This is a genomic window from Streptomyces sp. NPDC046939 (assembly GCF_040644575.1).
Classification (GTDB): domain Bacteria; phylum Actinomycetota; class Actinomycetes; order Streptomycetales; family Streptomycetaceae; genus Streptomyces.
The window spans coordinates 112944-136243 of record NZ_JBEYWV010000017.1; the positions used below are offsets into that span (position 1 = coordinate 112944).

21 protein-coding genes are annotated in these 23300 nt (G+C 73.8%); 4 read left to right on the forward strand and 17 right to left on the reverse strand.

Annotated features, from left to right (window positions below; all coding sequences use genetic code 11):
* Nucleotides 1-46 precede the first annotated feature (46 nt).
* The 6 genes from ABZ877_RS20130 to ABZ877_RS20155 are packed head-to-tail and all read right to left on the reverse strand — an operon-like array spanning nucleotide 47 to nucleotide 5596.
* Complete coding sequence (locus tag ABZ877_RS20130; RefSeq protein ID WP_361072844.1) at nucleotides 47-1321, reverse strand: ABC transporter substrate-binding protein; 1275 nt, start codon at nucleotides 1319-1321, stop codon at nucleotides 47-49.
* Nucleotides 1318-2439 carry a branched-chain amino acid ABC transporter permease gene (locus ABZ877_RS20135; RefSeq protein ID WP_361072847.1) on the reverse strand — a complete coding sequence of 374 codons (1122 nt, stop codon included), beginning with the start codon at nucleotides 2437-2439 and terminating at the stop codon, nucleotides 1318-1320. Before ABZ877_RS20135 ends, ABZ877_RS20130 begins: the two co-directional genes overlap by 4 nt.
* Nucleotides 2432-3322, reverse strand: coding sequence for a branched-chain amino acid ABC transporter permease (locus ABZ877_RS20140; protein ID WP_361072850.1), 891 nt, complete (start codon nucleotides 3320-3322; stop codon nucleotides 2432-2434). Before ABZ877_RS20140 ends, ABZ877_RS20135 begins: the two co-directional genes overlap by 8 nt.
* Nucleotides 3319-4152: an ABC transporter ATP-binding protein gene (locus ABZ877_RS20145; RefSeq protein WP_361072853.1), complete on the reverse strand. Its 834-nt coding sequence runs from the start codon at nucleotides 4150-4152 to the stop codon at nucleotides 3319-3321. Before ABZ877_RS20145 ends, ABZ877_RS20140 begins: the two co-directional genes overlap by 4 nt.
* A complete protein-coding gene (locus ABZ877_RS20150) occupies nucleotides 4149-4817 on the reverse strand; it encodes a hypothetical protein (RefSeq protein WP_361072856.1) in 669 nt (222 codons plus the stop codon). The genes ABZ877_RS20145 and ABZ877_RS20150 overlap by 4 nt, the downstream gene beginning before the upstream one ends.
* A complete protein-coding gene (locus ABZ877_RS20155) occupies nucleotides 4814-5596 on the reverse strand; it encodes an ABC transporter ATP-binding protein (protein ID WP_361073068.1) in 783 nt (260 codons plus the stop codon). Before ABZ877_RS20155 ends, ABZ877_RS20150 begins: the two co-directional genes overlap by 4 nt.
* A 263-nt stretch (nucleotides 5597-5859) precedes the next feature.
* Between ABZ877_RS20155 and ABZ877_RS20160 the strand changes: the two genes are divergently transcribed.
* Nucleotides 5860-7059, forward strand: coding sequence for a helix-turn-helix domain-containing protein (locus ABZ877_RS20160; RefSeq protein WP_361072859.1), 1200 nt, complete (start codon nucleotides 5860-5862; stop codon nucleotides 7057-7059).
* 455 nt (nucleotides 7060-7514) lie between these two features.
* Here the strand turns inward: ABZ877_RS20160 and ABZ877_RS20165 are convergent, their stop codons facing one another.
* Nucleotides 7515-8666, reverse strand: a complete 1152-nt coding sequence (locus tag ABZ877_RS20165; RefSeq protein ID WP_361072862.1) for a glycerate kinase — start codon at nucleotides 8664-8666, stop codon at nucleotides 7515-7517.
* Nucleotides 8667-8804: 138 nt separating this feature from the next.
* Between ABZ877_RS20165 and ABZ877_RS20170 the strand changes: the two genes are divergently transcribed.
* The 3 genes from ABZ877_RS20170 (at nucleotide 8805) to ABZ877_RS20180 (ending at nucleotide 12435) form a co-directional block, all read left to right on the forward strand.
* Nucleotides 8805-9893 carry an ADP-ribosylglycohydrolase family protein gene (locus ABZ877_RS20170; protein ID WP_361072865.1) on the forward strand — a complete coding sequence of 363 codons (1089 nt, stop codon included), beginning with the start codon at nucleotides 8805-8807 and terminating at the stop codon, nucleotides 9891-9893.
* Between the two features lie 146 nt (nucleotides 9894-10039).
* Nucleotides 10040-10987: a nucleoside hydrolase gene (locus ABZ877_RS20175; RefSeq protein ID WP_361072867.1), complete on the forward strand. Its 948-nt coding sequence runs from the start codon at nucleotides 10040-10042 to the stop codon at nucleotides 10985-10987.
* Nucleotides 10984-12435, forward strand: coding sequence for an MFS transporter (locus tag ABZ877_RS20180; protein ID WP_361072870.1), 1452 nt, complete (start codon nucleotides 10984-10986; stop codon nucleotides 12433-12435). The genes ABZ877_RS20175 and ABZ877_RS20180 overlap by 4 nt, the downstream gene beginning before the upstream one ends.
* On the opposite strand, the gene ABZ877_RS20185 is transcribed toward ABZ877_RS20180, so the two are convergent.
* From ABZ877_RS20185 to ABZ877_RS20230, 10 genes are all read right to left on the reverse strand, one after another.
* Nucleotides 12432-12920, reverse strand: a complete 489-nt coding sequence (locus tag ABZ877_RS20185) for a methylated-DNA--[protein]-cysteine S-methyltransferase (protein WP_361072873.1) — start codon at nucleotides 12918-12920, stop codon at nucleotides 12432-12434. The two genes, ABZ877_RS20180 and ABZ877_RS20185, sit on opposite strands and share 4 nt — an antisense overlap.
* Nucleotides 12921-12938: 18 nt before the next feature.
* Complete coding sequence (locus ABZ877_RS20190) at nucleotides 12939-14411, reverse strand: AlkA N-terminal domain-containing protein (RefSeq protein WP_361073071.1); 1473 nt, start codon at nucleotides 14409-14411, stop codon at nucleotides 12939-12941.
* Nucleotides 14412-14912: 501 nt separating this feature from the next.
* Complete coding sequence (locus tag ABZ877_RS20195; RefSeq protein ID WP_361072876.1) at nucleotides 14913-15428, reverse strand: O-acetyl-ADP-ribose deacetylase; 516 nt, start codon at nucleotides 15426-15428, stop codon at nucleotides 14913-14915.
* On the reverse strand, nucleotides 15425-16843 hold the full coding sequence (locus ABZ877_RS20200) for an NAD(P)/FAD-dependent oxidoreductase (protein WP_361072879.1): 1419 nt from the start codon (nucleotides 16841-16843) through the stop codon (nucleotides 15425-15427). Before ABZ877_RS20200 ends, ABZ877_RS20195 begins: the two co-directional genes overlap by 4 nt.
* A gap of 115 nt (nucleotides 16844-16958) precedes the next feature.
* A complete protein-coding gene (locus ABZ877_RS20205) occupies nucleotides 16959-17822 on the reverse strand; it encodes an inositol monophosphatase family protein (protein WP_361072882.1) in 864 nt (287 codons plus the stop codon).
* A gap of 120 nt (nucleotides 17823-17942) precedes the next feature.
* Nucleotides 17943-19784 carry a gamma-glutamyltransferase gene (locus ABZ877_RS20210; protein ID WP_361072885.1) on the reverse strand — a complete coding sequence of 614 codons (1842 nt, stop codon included), beginning with the start codon at nucleotides 19782-19784 and terminating at the stop codon, nucleotides 17943-17945.
* A 164-nt stretch (nucleotides 19785-19948) separates the two neighbouring features.
* Complete coding sequence (locus ABZ877_RS20215; protein WP_361072888.1) at nucleotides 19949-20350, reverse strand: cold shock domain-containing protein; 402 nt, start codon at nucleotides 20348-20350, stop codon at nucleotides 19949-19951.
* 75 nt (nucleotides 20351-20425) lie between these two features.
* The gene (locus tag ABZ877_RS20220) at nucleotides 20426-21112 is read right to left on the reverse strand and encodes a DUF4232 domain-containing protein (protein ID WP_361072891.1); all 687 of its coding nucleotides are present in this window, start codon (nucleotides 21110-21112) and stop codon (nucleotides 20426-20428) included.
* Nucleotides 21113-21121: 9 nt separating this feature from the next.
* Entirely contained in the window at nucleotides 21122-21805 is a 684-nt protein-coding gene (locus ABZ877_RS20225; RefSeq protein ID WP_361073074.1) for a response regulator transcription factor, read from the reverse strand.
* 20 nt (nucleotides 21806-21825) lie between these two features.
* Nucleotides 21826-23085 carry a sensor histidine kinase gene (locus ABZ877_RS20230; RefSeq protein WP_361072894.1) on the reverse strand — a complete coding sequence of 420 codons (1260 nt, stop codon included), beginning with the start codon at nucleotides 23083-23085 and terminating at the stop codon, nucleotides 21826-21828.
* Nucleotides 23086-23300 lie beyond the last annotated feature (215 nt).

Below are 23300 nucleotides of genomic sequence, written 5' to 3' on the forward strand. Positions count from 1 at the left end.
CGCCTCGTCGTGGCTGGGCGCGCAGTTCCCCGCGCCCCTTACGGGGCTAGTCGGCGCTCTCCGTGTATGTCTTTGCCTCCGCGGCCTCGCCCGGCTGCTGGAGGACCTTCAGGCCGCCTACCGCTGTCTTGTCGGGCTGGAGGATCACCGACTTGTAGGAGGACGGGGACTTCGGGTCCGTGAAGTTCTGGTCGACGCCGAAGCCCATGTCGTAGCCGTTCAGGGAGAGCAGCGCCTTGTCCACGCTCTCGCGGGTCAGGTCCTTCGACTCGCACGCCTTCTTCAGGGCCTCGCCGAAGACGCCGGCGGCCGTCCAGCCCGCGACGACGCCGTTGTCCAGGCCGTCCTTCGGGTACGCCTTCTTGTAGTCGGCGACCAGCTTCTTCGCCTCCGGGGTGTCCGCGCCGATGGGGAGGGAGGGGGAGGCGACGTAGTAGTTGGCCAGCAACGCCGGGGCCGCCTGGGTGCCGAGGAGCTGGGGGGCGTACGCCGAGTTGTTGCCGATCACCGGGACCATGAGCTTCGCCGCCGCCGCGACGCCGACCAGGGAGGCCGCCTGGCGCGGGCCCGCGCTGATCACGATGGCCTTGACGCCCGCCTTCTTCAGGGCGGCGACCTGCGCGGTCATGTCGTTGTCGGTGGGCTTGATCTTCTGTTCGACGACGGTCAGCCCGGCCTCCTTCGCCATGAACTTCGAGCCCTTGAGCGCGCTCTCGCCGTAGTCGCCCTCGAAGTAGACGTGGCCGAGCTTGTCGCCCTTCTTGAGCCCCTTCTCCTTCATCAGGAAGTCGATCGCGTTGATCGTCTCGATGTCGTACGTGGAGCCGATGACGCGTACGTACGGGCTGCCCAGGAGGTTCGAGGACCAAGCTTGCGGGAGGACCAGGGCCTTGTCCGCGTCGATGCGCTTCTCCACCGCCGCCACGAACGGTGAGCCGATGAACTGCGTGAAACCCAGGACCTTCGGGGACAGCTCCGTGTAGCCCGCGACGGCCTTCTGCGGGTCGTAGCCGTGGTCGCGGACGGTGAGCTTGAGCTGGAAGCCGCAGATGCCGCCGCCGTCGTTGACCTGCTTGACGTAGAGCTGCTGGGCCTGCGTGACGCTCTTGCCGAGGGTCGCGTACACGCCGGTCATGTCGGTGAGGACGCCGAGGTCGATGGTCTTGCCCGAGACGCCCTGGCCGGTCTTCACCCCGCCCGCGCTCTGCTTGTCGTCCCCTCCCCCGTCCTCGGCCTTCGAACTGCACGCGGCGGTGAGCGCGAGCAGCGCGGCCACGGTGGTCACCGTGAGCGTGCGGGTGGGGCGGGTGCGGGCGGTCATGATTCCTCCTGAGGGTGTTTCCGGGCGCGGCGCCGGGCCAGCTGCACAAGGCCGCCCGGCAGGAACAGGACCACCGCTACGACGGCGGCGCCGTAGAGGTAGCGGGAGGCCTCGCCCGGCGCGACGCCGCCGGTGCCGGGGGCCGAGACGAGGGGCAGGGCGTCGCTGTAGCGGGTGAGGATCTGGGGGAGCAGGGAGACGAACGCCGCGCCCACCACCGCGCCCGCCACCGAGCCCAGGCCGCCGATGACGATCATCGCCAGGTACTCCAGGGACAGCGTGATGCCGAAGTAGTCCGGCACCGTGCGCTGGAAGACGAGGGCCAGGAGGACGCCGGCGAGGCCCGCGTACATCGAGGAGAGGACGAAGACGGCGCCCCGGTAGCGGGCGACGGGGACGCCGAGGACGCCCGCGGCGATGCGGTGGTCGCGGATCGCGTTCATGGCGCGGCCGGGCCGTCCCCGTAGCACTCCCCGGGCGAACAGGCCGCAGCCGAGCAGGAGCAGCAGCCCGAGGTACCAGAGCTTCTCGGCGGAGCCGAAGGGGACGCTGGCGACCGTGAGCGGCGTGTCGTCGAAGGTGAGGCCGAACAGGCTCATCGCGGGGACGTCGCGGCCGTTGGCGCCGCCGGTCAGGTCCTCGGCGTTGAACAGGACGTGCTGCCCGATGAAGATCAGCGCGAGGGTCGCGATACCGAGGTACGCGCCTTTGAGGCGGCCCGCGATGGGGCTGAACAGGCCGCCCGCGACCCCGGCGACGAGCACCGCGAGGACGGCGGCGAGCCACGGGGGCAGGCCGAGCCCGTCCAGGTCCTCGCCGCGCTCCCCCGCGAAGACGCAGTACCCGTACGCGCCGATGGCGAGGAAGAAGGCGTGGCCCATGGAGAGCTGGCCGGTGGCGCCGGTGAGGAGGTTCAGGCCGATCGCGCCGATCGCGGCGGCCATGGCGAAGAGGCCCGCCTGGAGCCAGAACCGGTCGAGGTAGAAGGGCAGGGCGAGGAGGAGAAGGGCGGCGCAGACGGCGAGGACGTAGCCGGTGCGGCGGGTGAGGAAAGTGCGGGCCGGGGTGTTCCGCTCCGGCCTTTCCGCGGTCTTCGTCGCGGCGAGGGTGTCAGACACGGGCCAGCTCCTTCGTGCCGAAGAGGCCGGAGGGCCGCAGCAGGAGGATCACGGTCATCACGAGGTAGGGGGCGAGGTCGCCGAGGCCGCGGCCCATGAAGGCCAGCTCGCTCTGGTAGCCGGTGGCGAGGGACTCGGTGACGCCGACGACCAGGCCGCCGATGAGCGCGCCGGTGGTCGAGTCGAGGCCGCCGAGGATCGCGGCGGGGAACGCCTTGAGGGCGGCGAGGGACGTGGCCCTCTCCAGACCCGGTGTCGGGAACACGCACAGGAACAGCGCGGCGACCGCCGCGAGCCCGCCCGCCACGGCCCACGCGCCGAGCGACACCCGGTGCAGGCGTACGCCCATCAGCGCGGCCGTCTCCCCGCTCTCGGCGGCGGCGCGCATCGCGACGCCCCACGACGTGTAGCGGAAGACGAGGAGGAAGGCGGTGATGAGCAGCGCGGCGGTGACGAACGCGGCGATGCGGGTGTGCGCGATCGAGACCCCGCCGACGGTGAGGACGGCGTCGCCCCAGGGGTCGCCCATCGACAGGACGTCGGTGCCGAGGCGGCGGGTGAGTTCGGTGGTCAGCAGGATGTCGACGCCGATCGTGACGATGGCGAGGACGGACTGGTCGTGCCCCCGGTAGCGGCGCATGACGAGGAACTCGACGGCGGCGCCGACCACGGCCGCGGCGGCGATGCCGACGCCGAGGGCGGGCCAGAAGCCGATGTCGTCGTGGAGGGTGGCGGTGACGTAGCCGCCCGCGAGGAGCAGCGAGGCGTGGGCGAAGTTGACGACCTCCGTGGCGCGGAAGATGACGACGAAGCCGAGGGCGATGAGTGCGTACACCGAGCCCATGGAGAGGCCGTTGAGGAGGAGTTCGAGGAAGGTGGTCACGCGGTGGCCTCCCCGTCTTCCGTCTCGTCCTCGGTGGGTGCGCCCAGATACGCCTGGACCACCGCCGGGTCGTTCTGGACGCGCTCCGGTGGTCCGCCGGCGATCCGGCGGCCGAAGTCGAGGACGGTGACCTCGTCGGCGAGGCGCATGACGACTCCCATGTCGTGTTCGACCAGGACGATGGAGATCCCGAGGCTGTCGCGGACACCCGCGATGACGGCGGCGGTACGGCGCCGCTCGTCCGCCGTCATTCCGGCGACGGGCTCGTCGAGCAGCAGGACGCGGGGCTCCATGCACAGGGCGCGGGCGAGTTCGGCGAGCTTCTGCTGGCCGTAGGGCAGGGCGCCGGTCGGGGTGGAGAGCTGGTCGGCGATGCCGACGAACTCGGCGATCTCCCGTACCCGCGCGCGGTGCGCGTGCTCCTCACGGACGGCGGACGGCAGCCGCAGCCCGGCGGCGACGAACCCGGTACGGGTCAGCCGGTGGCGGCCCAGCATCAGGCTGTCGGCGACCGTGGTGCGCGGCGGCAGGGCGAGGTTCTGGAAGATGCGGGCGACACCGAGCCCGGCGATGCGGTGCGGCGGGAGGCCAGTGAGTTCCTGGTCGCCGAGGTGGACGGTGCCGCTGGTGGCGCGGTAGACGCCGGATAGCACGTTGAAGCAGGTCGACTTGCCCGCGCCGTTCGGGCCGATGACGGCGTGCACAGTGCCGGGCGCGACGGTGAAGCCGATCGCGTCGAGCGCGGTGAGCCCGGCGAAGCGGACGGTCAGGTCCCGGACGCGGAGGGGCAGCACGTTGGTGCCGCTGGTGGTGTCGGTGGCGGTGGTCATCGGCAACCTCCCGGTCGGAGCGGGCCGGGTGCGCGGAGGGCGTGGGTGGCGGGCCTGGTGGTTCTGCGGGCGGAGCGACCGGTGATCGACGGGCGGACGACACCGGTGGCAGGCCCGACGGTCCTGCAGGCGGAGCAGCCGGTGATCGACGGGCGGACGGTGCCGGTGGCGGGCCCGGCGGTTCTGCGGGCGGAGCGACCGGGGATCGACGGGCGGACCAAACCGGTGGCAGGCCCGGCGGTTCTGCGGGCGGAGCAGCCGGGGACCGGCGCGCGGACGACACCGGTGACGGGCCCGGTCGTCCTCCGCGCGGAGCAGCCGGGGACCGGCGCGCGGACGACACCGGTGGCAGGCCCGGCGGTTCTGCGAGCGGAGCAGCCGGCGACCGGCGCGCGGACGACACCGGTGACGGGCCCGGCCGTCCTCCGCGCGGAGCAGCCGGCGACCGGCGCGCGGACGACACCGGTGACGGGCCCGGCCGTCCTCCGCGCGGAGCAGTCGGCGACCGGCGCGCGGACGATACCGGTGGCGGGCCCGGCCGTCCTCCGCGCGGAGTGGGCGGCGACCGGTCCCCGGCGGACACCGGCCGTCCTCCGCGCGGAGTGGGCGGGGGTCGGCTCGTGGGGCGGGGCCGGGGGTGTGGTGAGGTCGGGGTCAGGGGTCATCGGGTTCCTCCCCAGCGGCGCAGGGACGGGGCGTGGGTGGCGCCGCCGGAGGCGTCCGCCGCGGCTGTTTCGTCGACCACGCCCAGGTAGCGGCGGCGTACCTCGTCCGAGCCCGCCAGGTCGTCGGCGGGGCCGTGCAGGGTGATCTCGCCGACCTCCAGGACGTACGCGTGCGAAGCGAGGCGGAGCGCGAGCGCCGCGTTCTGCTCGACGAGGAGGACGGCGACGCCCTGCGCGTTGATCTCCCGGATCGTGTCGGCGATCCGGGCCGCCATCAGCGGGGCGAGCCCCAGCGACGGCTCGTCGAGCAGGAGCAGGCGCGGGCCCGCCATCAGGGCCCGGCCCACCGCCAGCATCTGCTGCTCGCCGCCCGAGAGCAGACCCGCGCGCTGGTGCGCCCGGTCGGCGAGGACCGGGAACAGTTCGTGGACGCGGCGCAGCGCCGCCGCCTTGTCGGCGCGCGACCCCGTCGAACCGAGCGCGCCGGCCCGCAGATTGTCGGCGACGGTCATCCGGGCGAACACCCGCCGCCCCTCCGGTACGTGGCAGACGCCCGCGGCCACGACACGGTCGGCGGACAGGCCGCTGATCCGGCGCCCGCCGAACCGCACCTCGCCGGACGTCACCGTCCCACCGTGGAACCGCAGCGTGCGCGAGACGGCGCGCAGCAGCGTCGACTTCCCCGCGCCGTTGCCGCCCAGCACGGCGACGCAGGCGCCCTGCGGCACCGTCAGCGTCACATCGCGCAGGGCGCGTACGGGGCCGTAGCCGACCGACATCGTGTCGACGGCGAGGCCCTCCCCTTGTGCATCGGTCACTCTGTGTCCCTCCCTGGACCGGTGGCGCTCACGACAGCACCGCGCGGGCGGCCCGTCCACGGGCGGCCCGCGAATCGCTGCGCGGGCCCAGCGCCCGCCCGCCTCGGTTGTGCGCGCGCACAAGACCCCGTGTCAGGGGCCTGCCGGGGACCGCGGCGAGATGACATCCTCCGGACAGCAAGCAAGTCCTTTGCCGTCGCTTTACGAGGTGTTGGGGAGGGGCGATGGGCGGGCGCAGGCATCGCACCGGGCAGGACTGGAAGCTCCTCAAGGAGGCGTGCACGACACTGCTCGATCGGGTGCCCGAGCTGGTCGACGAGCATCTGCGGCAACTGACCGCGCACTCCGACGTGTATGCGCGCGTGCTGCCGTACGACGTCCAGTGGCGGGAGGCGGAGGAAGCGATGCGGATCGGCATCGAGACGATCTCCGCACCGCGCGACTCACCGCGCCGCGATCTGGCGTACGCGGAGGAGGCGGGGCGGCGCCGGGCGGGTCAAGGTCTGCCGCTCGAACTGCTGGTCCACGCCTACCGCAACGCCGGCTACCTGGTGTGGGACGCCCTGATGGAGTCCGCGGGCGGCGAACCCGACCGGCTCTCCGCGCTGATGCGCTCCGCGACCATGGTGTGGGCGGCGGTCGACGCGCAGGCGGAGGCGGCGTCGGAGGCGTACAGGGCGACGGAGCTGGAGCTTCGGCGCCGGACCGACGAGCAGATGCAGGCGCTGCTCGACGCGTTGCTGGAGGGCCGCCCCGCGCCGGGGCTCGCCGCGCGGGCCGCCGCCGGGCTCGACCTGCCCGAGCACGGCCCGTACGCGGTCGTCGTGCTCCGCGTCGAACGGCGGGACGGGCGGGAGGCGTTCCACCGGCGCATCCAGGACCCGGGATTCCGGTTCGTCTGGCGGATGCGGGCGGACTGCGAAGTCGGGGTCGTGGCGCTCGGCGCCGGGCGCGAACTGGAGGAACTCGCGGCGCTGCTCGACGGGCGGTGCCCCGGCCCCGGCGGGCTGAGCCCGGTCGTCACGGGGCTCGCCGAACTCGGGCATGCGCGGCGGCTCGCGGAGCTGGCCCTGCGCACATGTCCTCCGGACACTACCGGGGTGATGCGGCTGGACCAGCGCATGCCGACCGCGCTCGTGGTCAGCCAGCCCGATCTGGCGCAGCGCCTCGTCTCCGGGGTCTTCGGCGAACTCCTCTCCCTCGAACCGGCCGACCGGGCCGTGCTCTTGGAGACGCTGGATGCGTGGCTGGCCTGCGAGGGGTCCGCCGGGCGGGCGGCCGGGCGGTTGTACTGTCACCGGAACACCGTGTTCAACCGGCTGCGGCGCCTGGAGCAGTTGACCTCGCGGTCGTTGTCGCGGCCGAGGGACTTGATGGAGATGACGCTGGCGCTGGACGCGTATCGGTTGTCGCGGGTGTCGTAGGGGTGGGGTGGGGTGTTGGATGCGGGCTGTCGGGTGCGGGTCGCGTCGTAGTCGCTCGCGCAGTTCCCCGCGCCCCCGGAATGCGCACTGCGTGCGCCATTCCCTCCCGTCCGTCGAGTGCGGCTCGCGTCGTGGCTGGTCGCGCAGTTCCCCGCGCCCCTGAGATGCGCACTTCGTGCGCCATCTCCCGGGCGCCGCTGGGGGAAGGCGCGGCGAAGCCGCAGCCTTTCAGGGGCGCGGGGAACTGCGCGACCAGCCACAACACAACCCGCACCCGAGAACGACGCGCACAGGGCAGACGCTCAGGGGCGCGGGGAACTGCGCGACCGGCCACGATGCGACCCGCACCCGGGAACGGCGCGAAGGACGCCCGCACCCCGGCGCGGGGCGCTTCGCCCGGTCGGGCAGGGCGTAGGGGGCCGGGCCCGCACGAGACGGCCCCGGCCACCCCACCCCTAGCTCAAGAAATCCGCCCCGATCCGCTCAGCCACGTCCTCCAGAATGGCCCCCGCCTCGGCGATGCACCGGGCCACGTCCGGTTCCAGTTCCGTCAGCGCGTAGGCCCGCCGGATCCCGGCCCGGCCGAGGGCCGACGGGTCGAGGGCGAGGCGGCCGCAGACCGCGACGACCTCGATCCCGGCGGCCCGCGCGGCCGAGGCCACCCCCGCCGGCGCCTTGCCGTGCAGCGTCTGTTCGTCGAGGGACCCTTCGCCGGTGATGACCAGCGTGGCCCCTTCGAGCGCCGGCGCGAATCCGAGGACGTCGAGCATGACCTCGATCCCGGCCCGGAAACTCGCCCCGAGTCCGACCAGGGCTCCGTATCCGATGCCCCCCGCGGCCCCCGCCCCGGGCGACTCCGCGTACTCGAGCGCCTTCGGCCCGACGCAGTCCCCGAGCACCTTCGCGAAGTGGCCGAGCGCCGCGTCGAGTGCGGCCACGTCCTCGGGCGTGGCGCCCTTCTGGGGGCCGTAGACGGCGGGCGCCCCCTTGGGCCCGGTGAGCGGATTGTCGACGTCGCTGGCGAGGACGACGGACACCGACGCCAGGCGCGGGTCGAGCCCGGACAGGTCCGCCGAGGCCAGCGCGGCGAGCGCGCCGCCGCCCGGTCCGACCTCGGCGCCGGACGCGTCGAGGAAGCGTGCCCCGAGCGCGGACAGCATGCCCGCGCCGCCGTCGGTGGTCGCGCTGCCTCCGACGCCGAACACGATGGACGTCGCGCCCGCGTCGAGCGCGGCGGCGATGAGTTCGCCGGATCCGTACGTCGTGGCGGTCAGCGGGGCGAAGACGTCCTCGGGCAGGAGTTGGAGGCCGGATGCTTCCGCCATCTCGACGACCGCCGTGCCGTCGCGCAGCGCGTACGCCGCCGTCACCGGTTCGCCGAGCGGCCCGGTGACCCGTACTTCACGGCGTTCGAACCCGGCCGCGACCGCCGCCGCGACGGTGCCGTCCCCGCCGTCCGCGACGGGCACGGACGCGATCTCGATGTCCGGCGCGACCCGGCGCAGTCCCGCGCTCACCCGTTCGGCGACCTGCACCGCGGTGAGCGACCCCTTGAACTTGTCCGCAGCGATCAACACGCGTCGCGCGGCCTGTGCAGCGTCCGCCACCTTGCTCCCCTTGCTTTCTCGGGCCTTGCTCGCGTCAAGGCAGTCGCGCCGCTGCGACCTTAACCGCAGGAGGGGCCCGCTGCCCAGGGGTGCCCCGGGGTACTGGCAGGTGGGGGGCGAAGCGAGTAGACCGGGTGCATGACGCCGACCGGTCCCGCCACGAGCCCTCCGCTCGCCGCCCCTGTCCTGGCCGACCGCGTGCTCGGCGGCTGGCTGGGCCGCATCGCGGGGAACATGCTCGGGAAGCCGGTGGAGCAGGGCGAGGTGTGGACGCGGGCGCGCATCGACCGCTATCTGCGCAGCGCCGACGCGCTGCCGCTGACCGACTATCTCCCCCAGCCGCCGTCGGAGGAGATCGCCTCGGCGTTGCGCCCCGAGTGGCAGCGGTGCGTACGGGGGCGGGTGCGGGGCAGTTGCCGGGACGACGACGTGGACTACGCGATCCTCAATCTGCACCTGCTGGAGACGTTCGGTTCGGCGTTCAGCACGGAGCAGGTGGGCGAGGTGTGGCTGCTGCGCCTTCCGTACCTCCAGACGTTCACGGCGGAGCGCGCCGCGTACCGCAATCTGGCGAACGGGTTGAAGCCGCCGCTGACGGCCACGTACGACAACCCCTATCAGGAGTGGATCGGCGCGCTGATCCGTGCGGACGTCTTCGGCTGGACGTCGCCCGGGGATCCGCGCCGCGCCGCCTACCTGGCCCGTCGTGACGCGGCGCTGTCGCACACGGGGAACGGGGTGTACGGCGCGATGTGGGCGGCGGCGCTGGTGGCCGCGGCGTTCACGGCGCCGTCCGCGCGCGCCGCGCTCGACACGGCGCTGACCACGATTCCGGCGAGCAGCCGGCTGGCCCGCGTTCTACGCCGTACGACCTCACTGCACGACGCGCGCCTGGGCTGGGAGGAGACGCTCGCCACGGTCGAGCGGGAGACGGCGGGGCTCGGCTGGATCCACACGGTCCCGAACGCCGCCGTGATCACCGCCGCCCTGCTGTTCGGCGGCGACGACTTCACCCACACCCTCGCGCTGACGGTGCGCGGCGGTCTCGACACCGACTCCAACGGGGCGACGGCCGGTTCGGTCGCGGGCGTGCTGTGCGGGGCCGCGGCCCTTCCCGAGCAGTGGACGGCGCCCCTGGAGGACCGGGTCCGCAGCGCGGTCTTCGGCTTCGACGGGGTACGGATCAGCGAACTCGCCGAGCGGACGGTGGCGCTGATCCAGCCCTAGGATCATTCAGGAAGGCTCGCCTCCGCTTCCTTGGAGGTCCCCACGAATCAGACCACCGTACGTTGTCATCTACGCGCGTTGACAACAGGGCGTGCGACAGGTGAGCTGTCCGTGGACACTTTTTCGGAGCAAAGGGGCTCATTCCGTTGGCCAGGAAGATCATTCTCGACTGCGACCCGGGGCACGACGACGCGATCGCCATGCTCCTCGCGCACGGCAACCCCGACATCGACCTGGTCGCGGTGACGACCGTCGTCGGGAACCAGACCCTGGAGAAGGTGACCCGCAACGCGCTCTCGGTGGCCGCCATCGCCGGGATCACCGGGGTGCCCTTCGCGGCGGGCTGCGCGCGCCCGCTGGTGCGCGAGATCGAGACCGCCGCGGACATCCACGGCGACACCGGCCTGGACGGGCCCGAGCTGGCCGAGGCGACGACCGAGCTCGACGACCGGCACGCCGTCGACCTCATCATCGACACCGTCATGGCGCACGAGCCCGGTGAGATCACCATCGTGCCGACGGCCGGACTGACGAACATCGCGCTCGCCGCCCGCAAGGAGCCGCGCATCGTCGAGCGCGTCCGCGAGGTCGTGCTGATGGGCGGCGGCTTCCACGAGGGCAACTGGAGCCCGGTCGCCGAGTTCAACATCGTCATCGACCCCGAGGCCGCCCACATCGTCTTCAACGAGAAGTGGCCGGTCACGATGGTCGGCCTCGACCTCACCCACCAGGCGCTCGCCACCCCCGAGGTGGAGAAGAAGATCGCGGCCGTGGGCACCAAGCCCGCCGCGTTCGTCCTCGAACTCCTGGAGTTCTTCCGCGAGGCCTACCGCGAGAACCAGGGCTTCGAGCACCCGCCCGTGCACGACCCGTGCGCCGTCGCGTACGTGATCGACCCGGGCGTCATGACCGTACGCAAGGCCCCCGTCGACATCGAGCTGCGGGGCACGCTCACGCTCGGCATGACCGTCACGGACCTGCGCGCGCCCGCGCCCGACGACTGTCACACCCAGGTCGCCGTCGACCTCGACCACGAGCGGTTCTGGAACCTCGTCGTGGACGCCCTCGTGCGCATCGGGGACCCGGTGGCATGAGCGTCGACGCCACCCCCCACACCCCGGCCGGCGGCCCGCGCACGGGCCGCCCCGCCCGGGTCGGCGCCCTGATGGCCGCACTGCTCGCGGCCAGTTTCGCCTTCCAGCTCAACGCGTCAATGCTCAGCCCGGCGCTGTCCACGATGGCCGACGAGCTGCACACCACGGCCTCCGCCGTCGGCGTCACGCAGACGGCGTTCTTCACGGCCGCCGCGCTGTTCTCGCTGTTCCTGCCGCGCCTCGGCGACCTGATCGGCCGTCGCAAGGTGCTGACCGGGATGATGGTCCTGATGGCCGTCGGCTGCGTGATCTCCGCGCTGGCCACGTCCGTGGGGACGCTCGCCGTCGGGCGCGTCATCCAGGGCGCGTCCGGTCCGACAATCCCCCTCGCGCTGATCATGCTGCGCGTCGAGGTCCCCGACCCCAAGCGGTACGGGACCCTGCTCGGCCTGGTCACGGCGGTCAACGGCGGCATCGCGGGCGTCGACTCGTTCGCGGGCGGCTCCCTCGCCGAGCACCACGGCTACGCGTCGATCTTCTGGGTCATGACCGCCTTCGCGGCGCTCGCCGCCCTCCTCGTCCGCTTCCTCGCGTCCGAGTCGCGCGCGGAGGAGCGCCCGCCCATGGACTGGCCGGGCGTCGCGCTCCTGGTCGTCTCCGTCGGCGCGCTGCTGATCTCGTTCAACGAGGCGGGCAAACTCGCCGACGCCAACTGGCCGCTCGCCGTCGGCCTGCTCGTCCTGGCCGCGCTCGCGTTCTGGGCGTTCTGGCGGACGGAGAGCCGCGCCCGCACCCCGCTGGTCGCCACGCACCTGCTGAAGCGGCGCGCCACCTGGTCGCTGCTCGCCTCGACCATGCTGACCATGACCGGCGTCTTCGCCATCATGAACGGCCTGCTCCCCGGTTTCGCCCAGGACACCGGCGTCGGTCTCGGCCTCGGCGCCGAGGGCGCCACCTGGTGGACGCTGACGCCGTACGCGCTCGCGGGCCTCGCGATGGGCCCGCTGGCCGGACGGCTCGCGGCGAGCTTCGGCTACGGGCGGATCCTGCGGATCGGCCTGATCTCGACGGCCGTCGCGACGGTGGTGGCGCTGCTGACCCTGCACACCGACTCCTCGGGTCTGCTGCTCACCTCGTCCATCCTGCTCGGCGCGACCTACGCGGGCACGGTCAACATCATGCTCAACGGCCTCGGCATCCTGCTCTCCCCCGGCGAGAACCCGGGCTTCCTGCCCGGTCTGAACGCCGGATGCTTCAACCTCGGCGCGGGGCTCAGCTTCGTCGTCCTGTACGCGGTGATGGACGCGGTCGCCCCCGCCGACGGGACGTCCGTCGGCGGGTACAGCGCCGGTGTCGTCGCCGGGCTCGTCCTGATCGTGGCGGCGCTGTGCACGTCGCTGCTGATCCCGAGCCCCATCGACGCGGAGGCCGCGGAGGACGCCGCCTAGAAGAGCGCGGTGCCGCGCTCGAAGTCGAGCAGGCGGCGCTTGCGCTCCAAGCCGCCGCCGTACCCGGTGAGGCCGCCGCTCGCGCCGATCACCCGGTGGCAGGGGACGATGACACCGATCGGGTTCTTGCCGTTGGCGAGGCCCACGGCGCGGGAGGCGGCCGGGTTGCCGAGGGCGGCGGCCAGCTCCCCGTACGTACGGGTCTCGCCGTACGGGATCTTCTGGAGCTGCTCCCAGACCGAGCGCTGGAACGGTGTGCCGTGCAGGTGCAGCGGCAGGTCGAACGTGGTCAGCTCGCCGGCGAAGTAGGCGTTCAGCTGGTCGATGACGGGGCCGAAGGGGCGTTCGTCGCGCACGCCGAACGTCTCCTCGGCGGGCCGGTGGCACTGCTCGGTCATGTAGAGACCGGAGAGCGTGCCGTCCGTGGCGACGAGGGTGAGCGCGCCGTAGGGGCTGTCGACGACGGTGTACTGCTTGCTTCCCATGGTCGTGCGTCCTGTCTGCTAGGCGGTCGGGAGGAAGTTGATCGGGTGGCTGTCGGTCGCCCAGAGGTACTGGACGGCGTACGCGCGCCAGGGGCGCCAGGCCGCCGCCCGCGCGGTGAGCGCCGCCGGGGTGTGCGGCAGGCCCAGCTCCTTCGCGGCGCGGCGCATCCCGAGGTCGGTGGGGAGGAAGGCGTCCGGGTCGCCCAGGGCGCGCATCGCGACCGCCTCGATGGTCCAGGGCCCGAAGCCGGGCAGTGCGGCGAGCCGGGCGCGGGCTTCGTCCCAGTCGGACTCGGGGCCCAACGTCAGCGCGCCCGTGGCGAGGTGTCGTACGAGTGTGATGAGCGTGGTCCGGCGGCTGCGCGGCAGGGCGAGGGCCTCCGGGTCGAGCGATGCCAGGGCCTCCGGCGACGGGAAGAGGTGGGTCAGGCCGCCCTCGGGGTCCTCGACGGGTTCGCCGTGCGCCTGGACGAGCCGGGCCGCGTGGGTGCGGGCGGCAGCCGTGGAGACCTGCTGCCCGAGCACGGCCCGGACCGCGAACTCGGCCTCGTCGACCGTGCGCGGCACCCGGCGCCCCGGCGCCTTGTCGACCAGCGGGGCGAGCAGCGGGTCGGCGCGCAACCGGTCATCGACAGCCACCGGATCGGCGTCGAGGTCGAGCAGGCGGCGGCAGCGGCTGATGGCGACGGTCAGATCGCGCTGGTCGGTGAGGGTGAGCCGGCATCCGATGTACCGCTCGGCGCCCGGCGTCAGGGCCACGATGCCGTGCCCGTACGGGAGCCGCAGCGTGCGCCGGTACGCCCCGTCCCGCCACTCCTCGACGCCCGGAACGGCGGTCGCCGCGAGGTGGCCGAAGAGGTTGTCGGGGTTGAGGGGCGCGCGGAACGGCAGCCGGAGCGTGATCGCGCCCGGCGCGCTCGGCAGGCCCTGCGGGGCGCGGGTGCGCAGTTCGCTCGGGGAGAGGGCGAAGACCTCGCGGACGGTGTCGTTGAACGTGCGGATGGAGGAGAACCCGGCGGCGAACGCGATGTCCGCCATCGGCATCCCGGTCGTCTCGATGAGCAGCCGCGCGGTCTGGGCCCGCTGAGCACGGGCGAGCGCCAGCGGACCGGCCCCCAGCTCGGCGAGGAGCTGCCGCTCGATCTGCCGCGCGCTGTACCCGAGCCGGCTCGCAAGCCCCGGCACACCCTCCCGGTCCACGGTCCCGTCCGCGATGAGCCGCATCGCGCGTGCGGTGAGATCGGCCCGCTGGTTCCACTCCGGCGACCCCGGGCTGGTATCGGGCCGACACCGCTTGCAGGCCCGGAACCCGGCCTGCTGACAGGCGGCGGCGCTCGGATAGAACCGCATGTTCCGCGGCTTGGGCGGCACGACGGGACAGCCGGGCCGGCAGTAGATCCGGGTGGTCACGACGGCGGTGAAGAACACCCCGTCGAACCGAGCATCCTTGGCCTGCACGGCCCGCACACACCGCTCGGTGTCGGTGTGCATGGCGGCGCCCCCGAAGTTGCCCGCGCGGGGCCTGTCGGCGCGCGCACCGGCGGCACCGGGCGTGTGCTCGGCGACGGTGTCGATGGGCGGGACGTTGATGCCGGACGTACGCTCGGCGGCGGCGTCGGGCGGGACCTCGATGCCGGACGTACGCTCGGCGGCGGCGTCGGCGGGCGGGGCAGTGGTGCCGCGGGTGTTCTCGGCGCTGGGCATGCACCCAGCATCGTGCATGGTGAGCGGCCGGGCTGGCGAGATTCCGACATCGTCCTCACGCAGCCGCCACGCGGCACCGCCGCCCTATGGATGCCGCACGAAGTGCGCATCTCAGGGGCGCGGGGAACTGCGCGCCCAGCCACGACGAAACCCGCTCCCGACCACAACGAACTCGCACCCAGAAACCGGCCCGAGCAAGGGCCCACCCAGGGGCGCGGGGAACTGCGCGACCAGCCACGACGCAACCCGCACCGGGACACAACGCCCTCCCCGCCCGCCCAGAGCCGCTCAGTCCACGTACCCGGCGAAAGCCGTTCGCGCGCGGGCGTCGAAGACCACGAACCGGACCTCCTCGATCTCCACCGGGGCCGAGGCCCGTACCGTCTCCACCGCGATTCGCGCCCCGTCCTCCAGAGGCCAGCCGTAGATGCCCGTGGAGATCGCCGGGAAGGCGACCGTACGGGCACCGAGCCCGGCGGCGACCCGCAGCGACTCCCGGTAGCAGGAGGCGAGCAGGGACGAGCGGTCCTCGGTGGCGGACCAGCGCGGGCCGACCGTGTGGATGACGTGGTGGGCCGGGAGGCGGCCGGCCGTGGTGGCGACGGCCTGGCCGGTCGGCAGGCCCTTGCCGTAGTGGGAGGCGCGCAGGGCGCGGCACGCGGCGAGGATCTCGGGGCCGCCGCGGCGGTGGATCGCGCCGTCGACTCCGCCGCCGCCGAGCAGGGAGGAGTTCGCCGCGTTGACCACGGCGTCCACGTCCTGTTCGGTGATGTCGCCCTGGACGAGGGTCAGTCGGGTGCTCATGTCGCTCGCAGTCTGCGCCAGACGGCCTTCGCCGCGTTGTGCCCGGACATGCCGTGCACGCCGGGGCCCGGCGGGGTCGCCGAGGAGCAGAGGAAGACGGCCGGGTGCGGGGTCGTGTACGGGGAGAGGGAGAGTTTGGGGCGGAGCAGCAGTTGGAGTCCGCCGACCGAGCCGCAGGAGATGTCGCCGCCCACGTAGTTGGCGTTGCGGACGGCGAGTTGGGGCGGCCCCGCGGTGGCGCGGGCGAGGATCAGGTCCCTGAACCCCGGGGCGAACCGCTCCAGTTGGCGTTCGACGGCGTCGGTGAGGTCGCCGTCCCAGTTGTTCGGGACGTGGCCGTACGCCCAGAACGTGTGCTTGCCCTCGGGCGCGCGCGAGGGATCGACGACGCTCGGCTGCACGGTGATGAGGAACGGCGTCCGCGGAGCCCGGCCCTCGACGGAGGCGGCGCGCAGCGCCTTGTCGATGTCGGCCTGGTATGGGCCCACCTGCACGGTGCCCGCTTTCCTCGCCTCGGGGGCCGTCCACGGCACCGGCCCGTCGAGCGCGTAGTCGATCTTGAAGACGCTGGCCCCGTACCGGAACCGGTCGTAGTAGCGGCCGAGCCCGGCGATCCGCGCGAGGGCGGTGGGCGAGGTGTCGAAGACGTAGGCGCGGGCGGGCGGCAGGTCGTCGAGGCGCTTGACCGTGTAGTCGGTGTGGATCACGCCGCCGAGGTCCTTGAGGTAGGCGGCGAGCGCGTCGGAGAGGGACTGGGAGCCGCCGCGCGCCAGAGGCCACCCGCGCGCGTGGGCGGCGAGCGCGAAGACGAGCCCTATCGCCGATGTGGCGAAGCCGCCGAGCGGGGCGATGGTGTGGGCGACGAGCCCGGAGAACAGGGCGCCGGCCCGCTCGTCGCGGAAGCGGCGCATCAGCCAGGTCGCGGGCGGCAGTCCGCGCACCCCGAACCTGGCGAGGGCGACCGGGTCGCGGGGCAGCGCGCTGAGCGGCAGGGACATGAAGTCCCGTACGAGGGCGTCCCAGCGCGGCAGGAGCGGTTCGACGAGGCGGCGGTAGGTGCCCGCGTCGCGCGGCCCGAAGGAGGCGGCGGTCTCGGCGACGGAGCGGGCGAGGACGGCGGCCGTGCCGTCGGGGAACGGGTGGGCCATGGGCAGGTCGGGGTGGGCCCAGTCAAGGCCGTACCGCTCCAGCGGCATGGCCCGGAACGCCGGGGAGCTGACGCCCAGCGGGTGCGCGGCCGAGCAGGGGTCGTGGCGGAAGCCGGGCAGGGTCAGTTCCTCGGTGCGCGCGCCGCCGCCGACGGTGGACTCGGCCTCGAAGAGGGCCACGGAGAAGCCCCGCCGGGCCAGTTCGACCGCGGCGGTCAGGCCGTTGGGCCCCGCTCCGACCACGACGGCATCGAGCATCGACGGCACCTTCGGACTCCTTCGTCAGCCGACGGCCACTGCCCGCACAGGATATGCCGCGGCGGTGACGTCGCCGGGCGCGGGTGCCGCCCGGCGATCATCCGCCGAGCGGCGGAGCAGGAGGTCAGCGGGCGTCCGCGAGGAGCCCGGCGATCCGGCGCGCCGTCGCCGCGTCCCGCGCCGCCGTGAACGGCAGCGCGTTGCCCCCGGTGAGCGTGAACGGGACGCCGTCGCGGGTGAGGTGGGCGCCGCCCGTCTCCTCCACGAGGAGGAGTCCGGCGGCGTGGTCCCAGGCCAGCTCCCAGCCGAAGGCGACCGCTTCGAGGTCGCCGCGGGCTATCGCCAGGTACTCCAGGCCCGCGGAACCGCACGGGCGCGGGGCGACGCCCTCGGTGCGCAGGCCGAGCAGGGCGCGCTTCTGGGCGTCGGTGGTGAAGTCGGGGTGCGAGGTGGCGACGCGCAGATCGCGGCCGGGGGCGGGGGCGCCCGCCGGCAGGGCCTGCCCGTTCAGCCGGGCGCCCCGGCCGCGGACCGCGACGGCGAACTCGTCCAGCGCGGGCGCGTACGTCCACGAGGCGAGGACCACGCCGTCGAGCGCGAGCGCGACGAGCGTGCAGAAGCCGGGGTCGCCGTGGACGAACTGGCGGGTGCCGTCGACCGGGTCGACGATCCAGACGGGTGCGGCGCCGCGCAGCGCCTCGTACGTCGTCGGGTCGGCCGCGACCGCCTCCTCGCCCACCACGACGGAGCCGGGGAGCAGAGCGGGCAGCTCGCGCGTGAGGTACTCCTCGGCGCGCTTGTCCGCGACCGTGACGAGGTCGTGCGGGGCGCTCTTCTGCTGGATCTCGTGGGCGGCGAGCTGCCGGAAGCGGGGCGTGATCTCGGCGGCGGCCGCGGCGCGGACCACCCGCTCCACGTCGCTGACGAAGGAGTCGGTGACATTGCTGGTCAGAAAGTCGTCGATGCTCTCTGTGACTGTTTCGATCATGCCTCCATGAGAACACGCGCCTCTGACATCGCGTACTGATCAGGTGAACTGTGGGTGGAATCACCATGAAATCGGCGATCACCGCTCAGCGGGCGATTCCACCCATGGGGTGCGGGCGGCTCAGCGGCCGACGGCGTATCCCTGCATCCCGCGCGGGTTCGCGGCCGCCGAGAGGACACCGGTGTACGGGTCGCGGGCGACGGCGCACAGCCGCCCCTCGGACCAGGCGTCCCCGACGGTCACGTCGTGGCCGCGCCGGCGCAGCTCGGCGACGATCTCCCCGTCCATCCGGGACTCCACGGTGACCGATCCCGGCCGCATCCCGCGCGGGAAGAAGGAGCCGGGGAAGGAGTCGTTGTGCCAGTTCGGGGCGTCGATGGCGCCCTGGAGGTCGAGGCCGCCCCGGACCGCCGGGCGCAGCGCCACCGCGAGGAAGAAGTGCATCTGCCACTGGTCCTGCTGGTCGCCGCCGGGCGTGCCGAACGCCATGACCGGGACGCCGTCCCTCAGGGCGAGCGACGGGGTGAGGGTGGTGCGCGGGCGGCGGCCGGGGGTGAGCGAGTTGGGCAGCCCCTCTTCCAGCCACGTCATCTGGAGGCGCGTACCGAGCGGGAAGCCCAGCTCGGGCACGACCGGGTTGGACTGGAGCCAGCCGCCGGAGGGGGTCGCGGCGACCATGTTGCCCCAGCGGTCGACGATGTCGAGGTGGCAGGTGTCGCCGCGGGTCAGTCCGTCGCCGCCGACGTCGGGCTCGCCCGGCACCGGGGACGTGGGGCTCTTGGCGACGGTCGGCTCACCGGCGCCCGCGACCCCCAGGGCGTCGAATCCGGGGGCACCGGCGGCGACGGCGGTGGCGTGCGCGCTGAGGCGGGGCTCGGCGCCGAGCGGGCGGCCGGGGCGCAGCTCGTGCGACGCCTTCGCCGGGTCGATCAGGGCGCGGCGGGCGGCGTTGTACTCGTCGGAGAGCAGCGCGTCCACAGGGACGTCCCGCGCGTCGCCGTACCACGCCTCCCGGTCGGCCATCGCGAGCTTGCAGCCCTCGATCAGCAGATGGACGTAGTCGGCGGAGCCGTAGGCGGGCAGTTCGGGCGGGAGCAGGGCGAGCTGCTGGAGGAAGGCGGGGCCCTGGCTCCAGCCGCCCGCCTTGCAGAGCGTCCAGCCGTTCCAGTCGTACGTGGCCGGGGCCTCGTAGGTCGCTTCCCAGGCGGCGAGGTCGGCTTGGGTGAGGGTGCCGGTGTGGCGCTCGCCGCTGGTGTCCATGGTGGGCCGGGCCGCCTGGCGCACCAGGGCCTCGGCGATGAAGCCCTCGCGCCAGATCCGCCGCGCCGCCTCGATCTGCGCGACACGGCCGGCGCCCGCCTCCCCGGCCTCCGCTATGAGCCGCTTCCAGGTGGCGGCGAGCCTGGGGTTGCGGAACAGCGCGCCGGGCGCGGGCGCCTTGCCGTCGGCCAGGTAGACCTCGGCCGAGGACGGCCACTCCGTCTCGAACAGTTCCCGTACCGTCTCGACGGTCTCGCCGACGCGCTCCACGGGCGCGTGGCCGTCCTCCGCGTAGCCGATGGCGTACTTCAGGACGTCGGCGAGGGTCTTCGTGCCGTGGTCCCTGAGGAGGAGCATCCAGGCGTCGAAGGCGCCGGGCACGGCGGCCGCCAGGGGTCCTGTGCCGGGTACGAGGTCGAGGCCGAGGGACCGGTAGTGGGCGACGGTGGCCCCGGCGGGCGCCACGCCCTGGCCGCACAGGACGCGCACCTCGCCGTCGGCCGGGGCGAGGAGGATCGGCACCTCACCGGCGGGCCCGTTCAGGTGCGGCTCGACGACGTGCAGGACGAACCCCGCGGCGACGGCGGCGTCGTAGGCGTTGCCGCCGTCCTCCAGGACCGCCATCGCGGACTGGGAGGCGAGGTAGTGCGTGGAGGACACCATGCCGAAGGTGCCCTGGAGAGTCGGCCGGGTGGTGAACAAGGGGACTCCTAGCGGGTGGCGGTGCGGTTGTCCCGGATCGTACGAGAGGCCGCGGCGCGAGCCCCGGGGCGGAGCGACGGACGGGGCCCGGGCCGAGTGGTCGACTCGGCCCGGGCCCCGGGGTGTCTCAGCCGCTGCCGCGCGGCTCGCTCGGTCTCTTCCGGTCAGCTGTCCACCCAGCCGTGCTTGCGCCCGCTCTGCAGCAGTTCGCGGCGGACCGCGAGGATCTGCTCACCGGTCAGCGAGGGCGCGGCGCGCAGCAGCAGTTCGGTGACCTCGTTCGTGAACTCGTCGACGCGCAGCACGTCGCACAGCACGTCGTCGCCGTCGACCGCGTTCCGGCCCGCCGTCGGCGCGGCGGTGCCCTCGGCGAGCTGCACCGAGGACGCCTTCGGGCCGCGGTCGCCCTCCTCGATGTCGAACTCGACCTTCAGCCCGGTGCGCAGGTACGACTCGGGGATGAGGAGGTCGTTCACATGAAGGAAGACGTCCTCACCGCCGTCGTCCGGCGCGATGAACCCATATCCGCGCGCTCCGTCGAAGCGCACCACACGACCAGCGACCACGCCGACCCCCAACCACCACGGCGGACCCAGTGTCCGCGTTCCTCTGCAACGTCTGCGGATCCTAGCGGGCGGCGCTCATCGCTTGCGCCAGGCGGTGGTGCCGAGTCTCCCCGTGCTGCCGAGGTCGAGCGGCGGGTCGGGGGTGACGGCCTGGGTGCCGCGGCCGAGGGCGGGGTCGACGACGACGCGGGCGACGGTGACGGGCGGGTGCGTCGTGTCGTCGTAGGTGTTGCGCCACACCCAGGAGGTGGAGGCGGCCTCGCCGGGGCGCACGGTGATGCGGCGGGGGGTGTCGTCGCGCACGCCGGCGGTGATCGCGGAGGTGCCTTCGAGGACCTGGACGCGCTCGACGGGTGTCCCGTCCGCGTCGAGGAGCTTCAGGCGCGGGTATCCGTACAGGTCGAAGGTGGCTCTGCCGCAGTTGGTGAGGGTGACGGTGAGGGCGCGCAGGCCCATGGCGGCGTTGGCGTCGCCCGCGGTAATGCGCATCCCGGAGTCCGGGCAGGGGCCGGAGGGTTCGGGCGCCCGGGTCCGTGCGGAGGCGCCGGGGCGGGCGGCTCCTTCCACGTCGATGCTTCCGTACGGTGCCGGGGTGGCGGTGTCGAGGGAGTCGGCGTGGACCCGGTAGTCGTCCACGCGGGCGCCGGTGTCCGCCGGGGCCGAGGGCGTGACCGGTGCCGGTGCCCCGCACGCCGCGACGAGCAGCGCCGTCGCCATGAGCCCCACGGCGCGCCCGAGCGCCGCCTTCCCCTTGATCGTCATGGCGTGATCCTACGTAGCCCCGCGCGCGGCGTCCGGCGTGCGGGCGGCGACGAGACCCGACTCGTAGGCGAAGACGACGAGTTGGGCCCGGTCGCGGGCGCCGAGCTTGGTCATGGCGCGGCTGATGTGGGTCTTCGCGGTGAAGGGGCTGATCACCATGTGCGCGGCGATCTCCTCGTTGGTGAGGCCGCGCGCGGCGAGCGCGGTGACCTCCCGCTCGCGCGGGGTGAGGCACTCCAGGCCCGGCGCGGTCGTACGGTCCGGCGGGCGGGCCACGAAGGCGCCGATGAGGCGGCGTGTGACGGACGGCGAGAGGAGCGCGTCGCCGCGTGCCACGACCGCGATCCCGGTGAGCAGGTCCTCCGGTTCGCTGTCCTTGAGGAGGAAGCCGGACGCGCCCGCGCGCAGCGCGTCGAAGACGTACTCGTCCAGGCCGTAGTTGGTGAGCATGACGACGCGGACGTGCGCGAGCGCGGGGTCCTGGGCGATCCGGCGGGTCGCCTCGATGCCGCTGACGCCGGGCATCTGCACATCCATGAGGACGACGTCGGGCACCCGCTCGCGGACGAGCCGTACCCCCTCGTCGCCGCCCGCGGCCTCCCCGACTACCTCGATCCCGTCCTCGGCGTCGAGCAGGGCGCGGAACCCGGCGCGCATGAGCGCCTGGTCGTCGACGAGGACGACGCGGATCACGGGCCGGGTCTCGGGGCGGCTCACGGGGTGGCCGCCTCGCGCACCGGCGGCCGCGGGGCCGGATGCGACGGGACCGCGTCCGACGGCGCCCCGGCCGCTCCCGCCTCCCGGGACGGCCCCGCGTTCAGCGGCAGGCGCACCCGTACCTCGAACCCGCCCTCCTCGCGCGCCCCCGCGACCAGCGTGCCGCCCACCGCCGCGACCCGCTCCCGCATCCCCGTCAGCCCGGTGCCCTCGGTGACCGGCCGGGCCGGGGACGCGGTCCCGGTGTCGGTCACGCTCACCGTCAGCCCGGTCTCGTCGTACGCCAGTCGTACGTCGGCCCGTGCCCCGCGGCCCGCGTGGCGGGCGACGTTCGTCAGCGCCTCCTGCACGATCCGGTACGCCGCCCGCTCCTGCGCGGGCGGGAGGGGGCGTGGGGTGCCGGTGACGGTGTGGTCGACGGGGATGCCCGCCGCGCGGGCGCGCTCGACCAGCGTCGCGGGGTCGCCGGTGGGCTCGTCCGCGCGCAACACGTCGAGCGTGGCCCGCAGTTCGCGCATCGCCTCGCCGCTCGCCTCCTGGATGGCGAGGAGCGCGGGCGGTATCTCCTCGCCGCGCTTGCGTGCGAGGTGGACGGCGACCCCGGCCTGGAGCTTGACGATGGAGATGCTGTGGGTGAGGGAGTCGTGCAGCTCGCGCGCGATGCGCAGCCGCTCCTCACCGGCGCGGCGCAGCGCCGCCTCCTCGCGGGTCCGCTCGGCCTCCAGGGCGCGCTGTTCGGTCTGGTGGAGGTAGGCCTGCCAGTTCTTGTCGGCGAGCCCGGTCACGACGGCGCACAGGAACCAGCCCGCGAGCAGCATCGCGCGCGTGGTCGCGCCGTCGGCGGTGAGCGCGTCCTGGGTGACGTAGACGGCGAGGAAGACTCCGGCCACGGCGGCGCCGAGGCCCCGGTGCCCGGCCCGGGACGCCGTGTGGACCGCCGCGACGACCGGCAGCGCGGCCAGGGTGCCGGGGTGGGCGTGCAGCACGTGGGCCGTGGTCAGGGCCGCCGAGGCGAGCAGGACCGCGCGGGGCGCCCGGCGGTGCCCCGCGAGGGCCAGCGCGGACGCCACCATCAGGGCGTAGTCCAGCGGCGCCACCCGGTCGTCGCCGAGCGCGGCGCCGAGCACGAGGATCGCGGCGATCACGACCGCGAGCAGCGCGTCGCCCAGGTACGCGCGCGGGCCGGGCGGAGCCGCCGCCGCACCCGAGCCCCGGCCGGCCGCCGCTCCCCCACCCGTGTCCACGCCCACGCCCATGCCCCGTCCACCCCCGTGCCCCGTCCGAGCGATTGGTCTGCCCGGAACAGTAGACCGCCCCACTGACATCGGCGTCCGCCCCGAGGACGGCACCGGGCGCGCGCCTACTCCCCCGGGAGTAGAGCGAGTTGGGATCCGCCGTACGACGCCCGCGTACAGGCCGCGGGGCGAGGCTGAGCGGCGTCGCGGCACCGTTCCGGCAGAGCCGCGCCGAC